The sequence below is a fragment of the Saccharopolyspora sp. NPDC000995 genome (assembly GCF_053599315.1).
Map to the genome: position 1 here is coordinate 1 of NZ_JBSFLZ010000180.1, position 10,266 is coordinate 10,266.

Sequence of the window (10,266 nt, forward strand, 5' to 3'; positions counted from 1 at the left end):
TACGACGCGATCCTGCACGGCGGCGCCCGACAGACCACGAACACGCCGGTCGCTGCCTGATTTCGATCTTAAGGTTGACACAGGGGGTGTCATGCGAGGGCCTCCGCGATCGGGCCGAGGGCGAGCGCCGGAAGGAAGGTCAGCGCTGCGACGAGGACGACGGTGCCGCCGAGCAACCCGGCGAACAGCGGGCCGGTGGTGGGCAGCGTGCCTGCGGTGGCGGGCACCCGCTGCTGCTGGGCCACCGCGCCGGCGAGCATCAGCACCGCGACGATCGGCACGAACCGGCCGAAGAGCATCGCGAGACCGAGCGCGATCTGGAAGAAGTCGCTGGTCACGGTGAGTCCGGCGAAGGCGCTGCCGTTGTTGTTGCCCGTCGAGGCGAAGGCGTAGAGGACCTCCGACAGCCCGTGCGCGCCGCTGTTGTTCAGGGCGTCCTCAGTGGACGGCAGCGCGAGCGCGGTACCGGCGCCGAGCAGGACCATCGTGGGCATTACGAGGATCGAGATCGCCGCCGCGGTGACCTCCCGCCGCCCGAGCTTCTTTCCCAGGTACTCCGGCGTCCGCCCGACCATCAGACCGGCCAGGAACACCGCAAGCACGGCCAGCACGAGGATCCCGTACAGGCCCGCGCCGACACCGCCCGGCGCGACCTCGCCGAGCAGCATGTTCAGCAGCGTCACCAGGCCCCCGAGCCCGGTGAAACTGTCGTGCATCGTGTTGACGGCACCGGTAGATGTTCCAGTCGTGGCAACCGCGAACAGGCCGGACAAGAACAGGCCGAAGCGGGTCTCCTTGCCTTCCAGCGCACCACCGGCGGCCAGCGTGGCCGGGCCGTTCGGGTGGCTCTCGGCCCACCAAACGACCGCGGTCATCACGGCCATGATGGCGACCATCACCGACAGCAGCACCCGGCCCTGGCGGCGGTCGCCGACCATCGTGGCGAAGGTGCGGGTCAGGGCCAGCGGGATCACCAGGATCAGGAATATCTGGAGCAGGTTGCTGATGCCGCCGGGGTTGGAGAACGGGTGCGCCGAGTTGGCGTTTAGCACCCCGCCGCCGTTGGTGCCGAGATCCTTGATGACCTCCTGGCTGGCGATCGGCGCGGTGGCGATCGTGTGCACCTGCCCGTCCAGGCCGACGACGTGGATGCCGGAAGCGAGGCTCATCGTCCCGCCGAGCGCGACCAGCAGTATCGCGGCGACGACCGCGATCGGCAGCAGCACGCGGGTGCAACCCCGGGTGATGTCCACCCAGATGTTGCCGATGCGGCCGGTGCCCGCGGCGGCGAACCCGCGGACCAGGGCGATCGCGACAGCCATGCCGACGGCGGCCGAGACGAAGTTCTGCACGGTCAGCCCGACCATCTGCACGGTGTGCCCGAGAACCTTCTCCGGGACGTAGGACTGCCAGTTCGTGTTGGTCACGAAGCTGACTGCGGTGTTGAAGGCCATCGCGGGCTCGACCGCGCCGCGGCCGAAGCTCAGCGGCAGCAGCGGCTGCAACCGCTGCATCAGGTAGAGCAGCGCGACGGATATGACCGAGAAGCCGAGGACGCCCGCGGCGTAGGTGGTCCAGCGCTGCTGGGCGTCGCCGTCGATGCGCACCAGTCGGTACACGGCCGTCTCGACGCGCCAGTGCTTCTCGCTGGTGTAGACGTGGGCCAGGTAGTCACCGAGGGGCCGGTAGACCACGCCGATGGCCAGGATCAGTAGGCCGACCTGGACCAGGCCGACCGTCACGGAACTCATCAGAACTTCTCCGGCCGGATAAGTGCGACGAACAGGTAACCGATCAAAAACAGCGCCAAAACGCCCCCGGCGATGTTGGCAAGCACAGTGCTCACAAGCGCTCCAAACCGCGGAGGGTCAACGCAAGTACGAGGAACCCGCCGATCAGCAACACGGCGAACGCGAGATCAGCCACCGCTGCGCACTCCTCACTTGAAATTCGGGCCACCGGCTCGTGGTGGCCGTCTGGAACCAACGAAATCCCCCGTAACAGGCGCAGCCAAGACCCATGACGGCTCCTTGATGCCTGCTCCGCGCGCATTGATGCGTTCTTGATGCGCCCGATCGAGTGAACTGGCAGCCGCCGTTTTCGAGTGGTTTCGTGTATCTGCACGGTTCGCAAGTGGACGACTTCATACCGTGAGCTTGCTTCTTCGATACAACGATCTAGTTAACATTGCTAATGAAGGCGCTTGTGGTGCAAAGCACCCGAAACCCAGCATTTGCGCCCTCGCGCGAGCTCCACCAACGCGAAGGAGAACACCGACATGTGCGGCATCTCCGGCTGGATCGATTTCCAACGCGACCTGACCCGCGAGCAGCCCGCCATCGACGCGATGTGCGCGACCATGGCCTGCCGCGGCCCGGACGCCGGCGGCACCTGGGTGCGCCCGCACGCCGCGCTCGGCCACCGGCGGCTTGCGATCATCGACCTGCCCGGCGGGGCGCAGCCGATGGAGGCCGCAACCTCCGACGGCGAGGTCGCGATCGTCTACAGCGGCGAAGCGTACAACTTCACCGAGCTGCGCGACGTGCTGCGGCGCCGCGGCCACCGCTTCGACACCGACAGCGACACCGAGGTCGTGCTGCACGGCTACCTGGAGTGGGGCGCGCAGGTCGCCGAGCATCTCAACGGCATGTTCGCCTTCGCCGTCTGGGACACCCGCACCGAGCAGCTGCTGCTGATCCGCGACCGGATGGGCATCAAGCCGCTGTACTACTACCCGACCGAACAAGGCGTGCTGTTCGGCTCCGAGCCGAAGGCGATCCTGGCGAACCCGCTGGCCGAGAAGGCCGTGGACGCCGACGGACTGCGTGAGCTGTTCGCGATGGTCAAGACGCCGCGGCAGGCGGTGTGGGCCGGTATGCGCGAGGTCGAGCCCGGCACCATCATCACCGTCGACCGCAAGGGCCTGCGCGAGCACACCTACTGGCGGCTGCAGGCCGTCGCGCACACCGACGACCAGCAGACCTCAGTCTCGCACGTGCGCGAACTGCTGGACGACATCGTCAGGCGGCAGCTGATCTCCGACGTGCCACGCTGCGTGCTGCTCTCGGGCGGCCTGGACTCCAGCACCATCACCGCGCTCGCCGGGCTCCAGCTGGCGCGCAGCGGCGAGCAGGTGCGCAGCTTCGCGGTCGATTTCGTCGGCCAGACCGAGAATTTCGTGCCCGACGAGATGCGCGCCACGCCCGATACCCCTTACGTGCACGACGTCGCCGAGCACGTCGGCTCGCTGCACCAGGACATCGTGCTCGACGCGGACGCCCTGGCCGACCCTGCCGTGCGGCGCGCCAGCGTGCAGGCCCGCGACCTCCCGCTGGGCCTGGGCGACATGGACCAGTCGCTGTACCTGCTGTTCAAAACGATCCGCGGCCACTCGACGGTGGCACTCTCCGGCGAGTCCGCGGACGAGGTCTTCGGCGGTTACAAGTGGTTCCACGACCCGCAGGTGCAGCAGGCCGAGACCTTCCCGTGGTTCGCCGCACGAGCGTTACCCGTCAGGGGGACGGACACGCTGAGCCCGAACGTGGCAGCGGCGCTGGACCTGGACTCCTACGTGGCCGATGCCTACCGCGAGGCCGTCGCTTCGGTCCCGGTGCTCGACGGGGAGAGTGACTTCGACCGCCGGATGCGGCAGATCTGCTACCTGCACCTGACCCGGTTCGTCCGCGTCCTGCTGGACCGCAAGGACCGGATGAGCATGGCGGTCGGCCTGGAGGTGCGAGTGCCGTTCTGCGACCACCGGCTCGTCGAGTACGTCTTCAACACGCCGTGGTCGCTGAAGACCTTCGACGGGCGGGAGAAGAGCCTGCTGCGCCACGCCAGCGCCGACACCCTGCCGAAAACCGTGGTGGAGCGGGTGAAGAGCCCGTACCCGTCCACGCAGGACCCGAAGTACGCGGCGGTGCTGCAGCGGCAGGTCGCGGACCTGGTCGCGACGGGCGACCCGGCGCTGTCGCTGCTCGACGAGAAGTGGCTGCGCGAGGCGCTCGCGCAGGACCCGACCGGGATCGACCAGGCGGCCCGCTTCACCTTCGAACGGGCCCTCGACCTGTCGACCTGGTTCGACATCCACCACCCCACGGTCAAGCTCTGACGCCGAGGCCCAAAACGACGCAATTTCAATCGAAATCGGAGGTCGGTTTCCAATTGAAATCGCGGAAACAGAACCAGCGTTCCGCGATACGGGATAACTCGTTCGGATCCCGGGTGTCGCGGCGGATCCCGGGCGGGTGGATCAGGTCAGGGGCAGCAGGAGGCGGAAGGTGCTGCCGCCTCCTGCGTTGGCGTGCAGTTCCACCCGGCCGTTGTGAGCCTCGGCGATCGCCGTCGTGATCGCCAGGCCGAGGCCCGTTCCACCGGCCTGTCGGTGGCGGCCGTCGTCGACCCGGTAGAAGCGGTCGAAGATGCGCGACACGTGCTCCCTTGGGATGCCCGGGCCGGTGTCGGCGACCGAGACGATCGCCACCGGTGTTCCCGCAGGCAGCTCCGCGCCCGCCGCGGCGAGGGCTCCTCGTCCGGCGGAACCCCGCGCGACCTCGACGGCGATCGGCGAGCCCGGCTTGGTGTGAATCAGGGCGTTGTTCACCAGGTTCGTCAGGACCTGGCGGAGGCGGGGGCTGTCGCCGAGCACCCGCAGCGGCTTTTCCGGTTCCCGCAGCACGACTTCCCGCTCGGGGTCGCGTGCCCGCCCGTCGTGCACCACGTCCTGCACTAGCGGAGCCAGGTCCAGGTCGACCAGGTCGACGGTGCGTTCCCGGTCCAGCCTGGCCAGCAGCAACAGGTCGTCGACCAGGCCGCCCATGCGCACCGCCTCGGACTCGATGCGCCGCATCATCATCCGCACGTCCTCCGCACGGTGCTGGTCGCTGCGCCGGTACAGCTCCGCGAACCCCCGGATCGACGTCAACGGCGTGCGCAGCTCGTGCCCGGCGTCCGCGACGAACCGCCGCAGCCGGAGCTCTGATTGCTCACGCTGCTGCAACGCGTCCACCAGCCGCCCGAGCATCGTGTTCAGGGCCGCGCCCAGCCGCCCGGTCTCGGTGCGCGTGTCCTGATCCGGCACACGTCGATCGAGCTGCCCGGCCGCGATGGCATCGGCGGTTTGCTCGATCCGGTTCAGCGGCCGCAGGCTGAGCCGCACCGTCAGTGCCGCCGCCGCAGCCAGCACGAGCAGCACGCCACCCGCGACCACCAGTTCGATGACGATCAGCTGGCGCACGGTCGCATCGACGTTGGCCAGCGACAGCGCGAGCACGGCTTGCCGCCCGTCGGGCAGCGCGACCTCACGCACCCGCCAGTCCGCGCCGCCCGCCTGATCGAGAACCGTCTTGATCGCCGGACCTTGTTCCGGGCTCCGTAGCACCGGCCCGCCCCGATCGCCCGAGGTCTGCCCGAGTATCCCGCCGACCTGCGTGCCGGCCGAGTCGAAGATCAGCACCCGGAATTCGGTGGGCAGGTCACCGCGCCCGGGGCTTTCGGGCAGCCCGCCCCTGGGCGGTTCCGGCGGCGGCCGGAATCCGCGCTCCCACGGCCCCGACAGCTCCGCCAACCGGTCGTCGGTGCGCTCCAGCAGCGACCGGCTCAGCAGTGCGGTGCTGGTCACGCCCACCAGGAACAGCCCGATCATCAACGCCCCGACCAGCACTAGCACCAGCCGCCCGCGCAGCGTCCGGAACACGACCGTCATCGCTGCTCCGGAGGCAAGCGCAGCACGTAACCCACGCCGCGGATGGTGTGGATCAGCGACGGGGACACCGAGTCGACCTTGCGCCGCAGGTAGCTGATGTAGGACTCGACGATCCGGCTGTCCCCGCCGAACTCGTAGTTCCAGACCCTGTCCAGGATCTGGACCTTGCTGACCACCTTCTCGGCGTTGATCAGCAGGTAGCGCAGCAGCTTGAACTCGGTCGGTGACAGGCTCACCAGCCGTCCCGCCCGGCGGACCTCGTAGGTCTCCTCGTCCAGTTCGAGGTCGTGGTAGCGCAGCCGCGATTCGTCGACCTGCGTGGGCTGCACCCGGCGCAGGATTGCGCGCAGCCGCAGCACCACCTCGTCGAGGCTGAACGGTTTGGTGACGTAGTCGTCACCACCGGCGGTCAGGCCCGCGATACGGTCCTCCACGGCGTCGCGCGCGGTCAGGAACAGCACCGGCACGGCGTTGCCGTTGGCCCGCAATTCGGAGGCGACCGAGAACCCATCCCGGTCCGGCAGCATCACGTCGAGCACCACGATGTCGGGCCGGAACTCCGCGGCGGCCCGCAGCGCGTCGCCCCCGGTTCCCGCGCCGTGCACCTCGAAGCCGCTGAGCCGCAGCGCTGCGGTGAGCAGCTCCAGGATGTTGGGCTCGTCGTCGACGACCAGCACTCGCGCGCTGTTGCTATCCGCCACGCCGTCAAGCATCGCCGCCCTCCCTGGGAGAAAGCTGGAAGGAACCTGGGAACCGGATTCGTACCCGGGAACCATCGCCGCGCATCCCATCGGGCCGATGTTTCCGCAGCCGCTCGACCAGGCAGAACCGGACCTGCCGGGGGTGGGTGCGCAGCCTGGGTGCGCACCCACGCCGCCTCACTTGCAGCTGTAGAGCCGCAGCGAGGTGCCCGCCGCACCACCCCAGGACGCCGGGTTGACGAGGGTACAGTTCTGCTTCACCCACTCGTCGCGCTCCTGGCTGGCCCGGCCGCCACGCCCCGGCATGTCACCGGGGGGCTGTGCACCCGCAGACGCCTGGGAACCGTCCCCACCCGTCTGAGCATCGCCGCCGCCCGTGCCGTCCCGGTAGCCCCTGCCGTCGTGGCCCTGCATACCGCCCGGGGCGCTCATGCCGCCGAGCTGGACGTAGCCGAGCTGATCGGACCGCTTCCACTCCGCCAGCTGGGCCACCGACGGAGCCTCGTCGCTGCCGCTGAAACCGCCCATGCCGACGACCCTCACGTCCGAGTTGATGATGTAGGACGACGCGGCCATCGAGCCGCCCTCGACCGCCAGCGGCACGTCGAGGTCACCTGCGTTGGCCCGGACGTAGTCGAGCATCTTCCGTTCCTCCTCGGTCAGCGATTCACCGCCCCTGCCGCCCATGAAGAGGACCGGCCCTTCCTCGGCGCTGCCCCGCTCGACCGAGTTCTGCGGCTGCCGCGCGCCGTCCTGGCCCCGCCCGTTCGGCTGCACCGCTTTGGGGAACTCCATGACGTTGCCCGCTCGGCGCATGCTCATCTCCGGGCCGGCCATCGGGTTCGCGCCGCCCATCCCGCTTCGGCCGCTGGCCGCACCGAGCGCCGACCACACCGTCGGCACCGCCAAAGCGGCGGCCAAGCCCAGGACCAGGCCGGTTCTGGCCAGCAACGCCTTGCCGCGCCGACCGATCAGCAGCACGACCAGCGCGAGGACGCCCAACCCCACGGCCGCATACCCGGCCCACGCGTGCCAGCTCAGATCACGCGCGACGACGGCCATCGCCCAGGCCACCGTGATCGCGATACCGACCGGAAGCAGCAGCCACGCCTTGCACCGCGGTTCCCGGTACCAGCGCCAGAACCGGACCACCCCGGCCCCCGCCACCGCGCCGACCGCGGGCGCGAGCATCGTCGTGTAGTACGGGTGCATGATGCCGCGCGCGAAGCTGAGCATCAGGCCGATGACCACCAGCCAACAGCCCCAGAGCACCCAGCCCGCGACCTGCCCGCGGTCCAGCGGGCGGCCGCCGCGCCAATGCCGGACCCCGACGACCAGCATCGCGACCAGCACCAACGCGCACAGCGGCAGCAGCCAACTGATCTGACCGGCGAGCTGGTCGTTGAACAACCGCAGGACGCCCGACGAGCCGGAGAAACCACCACCCCCACCGCCCGGACCGCCGGACGGCGGCTGGAAACCGCTACCTGGATTTCGACCGGGGTTTTTGCCCCCGCCGAAGATCCTGCCGAAACCGTTGTAGCCGAACACCAGATCCCAGGCGGAACCGTCCGTGCTGCCGCCGATGTAGGGCTTCGGCGACGGCCACAGCGCGGTCGCCGCGACCCACCAGAACGAGCTGACCAGCACCACCACGGCTGCCACGCCCAGATCCAGCAACCGGCGCCCCCACCCGGCGCGACTGCCGACCAGGTAGGCCGCGATGAAGGCGGGCAGGACCATCCAGGCCTGCAGCATCTTGGTCAGGAAGCCGCAGCCGACCAGCAACGCCGCCAACGCGATCCAACCGGTGGCCTTACGCGATTCGAAGGCCCGCGTCAGCGCATAAGCCGCCGCGACGACCAGCAGCACGAGCAGCGTGTCCGGGTTGTTGTCCCGGTTGATCACCACCGTGATCGGAGTCAGCGCCATGACCAGCGCCGCGAGCAGCGCGGCGTGCTCGCCCGCCCAACGCCGAACCGTGCGGTGCAGCAGGAAGACCGCCGCGACACCGGCCAGCACCTGTGGGAACAGCACTGCGAACTGGTTGAACCCGAACACCTTCACCGACAAGACCTGCAACCACAGGGCCATCGGCGGCTTGTCGACGGTGACCACGCCGGCCGGGTCGAAGGAGCCGAAGAAGAAGTTCTCGAAGCTCTGCGACATCGACTTCACGGCCGCCGAGTAGTACGAGTTCCCCCAGGACCCGCCGATCCCCCACCAGTACAGCGCCGCGGACAGCACGCAGATCGCCGCGAGCGAAAGCCATTGCCACGGCGCGGTCCCGCGACGCGGTTCTGCGTCCTCGACCCGGGCGTACCGCGTCGTCGTATCAACCGACGTCATCCCTGTTCCTCTTCCTTGGACGGCACCTCGGGCCGGAACACCCAGGACCTGAGCAGCACGAACCGCACCCCCGTCCCGAACACCGAAGACACCACGAGCACGAGAACTTCCAGCCACCGCGACGGATCCGGCTGCCAGGCGTGCAACCCGAGCAGCGCACCGGAGGTGACCACGTAGTAGAGGGCGAACACGGCCAGCCCCTGCAGGTGCACCCGCCCGGAGGAGCTGGACTGGTTCAGGAAGGTGAACCGGCGGTTGGCCTCGGTGTTCCACAACGTGGTGACGGTCAACGCCACGAGGTTCGCCAGCAGCGGCGGCCACCACGAGCGCAGGACGGCGTACAGCACGGAGGTGATCACTGTGGAGACCAGCCCGATCAAGCCGAACGAAACCAGCTGCCACAGCAGGCCGTTCTCCCGCTTGGCCAGCACGGCCTGGGGGTGTGCGGCTCGCGGCGCGGGCCGCTGCGGCAGACCCGGGACCTTCGCCGCTCCGGTGATCTTGGCGCGCGCCACCCGGATCAGGCCCGCGATGTCGTCGGTGGCGGTCTTGACCACGTTGACCCGGCTATCGACGTCCTCCACCCAGTCCACCGGGACCTCGTGCACCCGCAGGCCGTTGTGCTCGGCCAGCAGCAGCAATTCGGTGTCGAAGAACCACGAATCGTCGCGCACGTGCTTCAGCAGCGGCTTCACCACATCTGTGCGGGCTGCCTTGAAACCGCACTGCGCGTCCGTGAACCGGGCACCGTGAGTCCAGCGGATCATCTTGTTGTAGCAGCGGGAGATCAGCTCCCGCTTGCCGCCGCGGACCGTGCGGGCTCCGGTCGCCAGCCGGGAACCGATGGCCAGATCCGAGTGCCCGTTGACCAGCGGGGCGACCAGCGGGAGCAGCGCGTCCAGACCGGTCGACAGGTCGACGTCCATGTACACCACGACATCCGCGTGGCTGTAACCCCACGCGGTGCGCAGCGCCCTCCCGCGACCTTTGCCGTCCACGTGCAGCACCCGAACTTTGTCCATCGCGCCGGCCAGCTCGTGGGCGACCACCAGCGTGCCGTCCGTGCTCGCGTTGTCGACCACCGTGATGGTCCACGAGAAGGGGAAGCCTTCGGCGAGGTGCTTGCCGAGCACCTCCAGGCATCCGGGCAGCGAACGTTGCTCGTTGTAGACCGGGATCACCACATCGACCGTCGCGGTTCGGTTTGCCGCGCGGTGTGCTTGCGCGGCGACACCGAGCTGCGGCACGGCACTCATCTCCCACCACCTCACTTCCGGCCTGTTGCGGTATCCATCAAGCCGGGGCGAGGTGCGAGGGCCGTGGGCGTCAGCTGGGAATTACCTGGGAGTCGCCCGCCTCCACGCGTTTTCGCAGGTAAGCCGGGCAGAGCTTAGAGCGGATCACGAGTTTCTCGGAGATTTCCGGCTCTTCTGCTGCTTCCGTGGGTGTCAGGTTCGTCCGGGGAGGGTGGGTGGGTGGCCGCCGAGGGCGAGCATGACGAGAGCGATGAGG

General features: G+C 68.9%; 7 protein-coding genes. 1 reads left to right on the forward strand and 6 read right to left on the reverse strand.

Annotated elements, in window-relative coordinates:
• Positions 1–89: 89 nt before the first annotated feature.
• Both kdpA and kdpF read right to left on the reverse strand, forming a co-directional pair.
• Entirely contained in the window at positions 90–1,751 is a 1,662-nt protein-coding gene (gene kdpA / locus ACWDKQ_RS33375) for a potassium-transporting ATPase subunit KdpA (RefSeq protein ID WP_450142752.1), read from the reverse strand.
• Positions 1,751–1,846, reverse strand: coding sequence for a K(+)-transporting ATPase subunit F (gene kdpF, locus ACWDKQ_RS33380; protein WP_450142753.1), 96 nt, complete (start codon positions 1,844–1,846; stop codon positions 1,751–1,753). The genes kdpA and kdpF overlap by 1 nt, the downstream gene beginning before the upstream one ends.
• A 432-nt stretch (positions 1,847–2,278) precedes the next feature.
• On the opposite strand from kdpF, the gene asnB reads away from it, so the two are divergent.
• Entirely contained in the window at positions 2,279–4,111 is a 1,833-nt protein-coding gene (gene asnB, locus ACWDKQ_RS33385) for an asparagine synthase (glutamine-hydrolyzing) (RefSeq protein ID WP_450142754.1), read from the forward strand.
• 141 nt (positions 4,112–4,252) lie between these two features.
• Here the strand turns inward: asnB and ACWDKQ_RS33390 are convergent, their stop codons facing one another.
• From ACWDKQ_RS33390 to ACWDKQ_RS33405, 4 genes are all read right to left on the reverse strand, one after another.
• Positions 4,253–5,704: a sensor histidine kinase gene (locus ACWDKQ_RS33390; RefSeq protein WP_450142755.1), complete on the reverse strand. Its 1,452-nt coding sequence runs from the start codon at positions 5,702–5,704 to the stop codon at positions 4,253–4,255.
• Positions 5,701–6,417: a response regulator transcription factor gene (locus ACWDKQ_RS33395; RefSeq protein ID WP_450142756.1), complete on the reverse strand. Its 717-nt coding sequence runs from the start codon at positions 6,415–6,417 to the stop codon at positions 5,701–5,703. The genes ACWDKQ_RS33390 and ACWDKQ_RS33395 overlap by 4 nt, the downstream gene beginning before the upstream one ends.
• A gap of 165 nt (positions 6,418–6,582) precedes the next feature.
• Positions 6,583–8,754: an ArnT family glycosyltransferase gene (locus tag ACWDKQ_RS33400; protein ID WP_450142757.1), complete on the reverse strand. Its 2,172-nt coding sequence runs from the start codon at positions 8,752–8,754 to the stop codon at positions 6,583–6,585.
• A complete protein-coding gene (locus ACWDKQ_RS33405) occupies positions 8,751–10,010 on the reverse strand; it encodes a glycosyltransferase (RefSeq protein ID WP_450142758.1) in 1,260 nt (419 codons plus the stop codon). The genes ACWDKQ_RS33400 and ACWDKQ_RS33405 overlap by 4 nt, the downstream gene beginning before the upstream one ends.
• Between the last annotated feature and the right edge of the window lie 256 nt (positions 10,011–10,266).

What these genes read in the sequence shown, in the direction of transcription:
- ACWDKQ_RS33395 (WP_450142756.1), bottom strand. Translation starts at nt 6,417, where the DNA reads ATGCTTGACGGCGTGGCGGATAGCAACAGCGCGCGAGTGCTGGTCGTC.
- kdpA (WP_450142752.1), bottom strand. Translation starts at nt 1,751, where the DNA reads ATGAGTTCCGTGACGGTCGGCCTGGTCCAGGTCGGCCTACTGATCCTG.
- ACWDKQ_RS33405 (WP_450142758.1), bottom strand. Translation starts at nt 10,010, where the DNA reads ATGAGTGCCGTGCCGCAGCTCGGTGTCGCCGCGCAAGCACACCGCGCG.
- ACWDKQ_RS33390 (WP_450142755.1), bottom strand. Translation starts at nt 5,704, where the DNA reads ATGACGGTCGTGTTCCGGACGCTGCGCGGGCGGCTGGTGCTAGTGCTG.
- ACWDKQ_RS33400 (WP_450142757.1), bottom strand. Translation starts at nt 8,754, where the DNA reads ATGACGTCGGTTGATACGACGACGCGGTACGCCCGGGTCGAGGACGCA.
- asnB (WP_450142754.1), top strand. Translation starts at nt 2,279, where the DNA reads ATGTGCGGCATCTCCGGCTGGATCGATTTCCAACGCGACCTGACCCGC.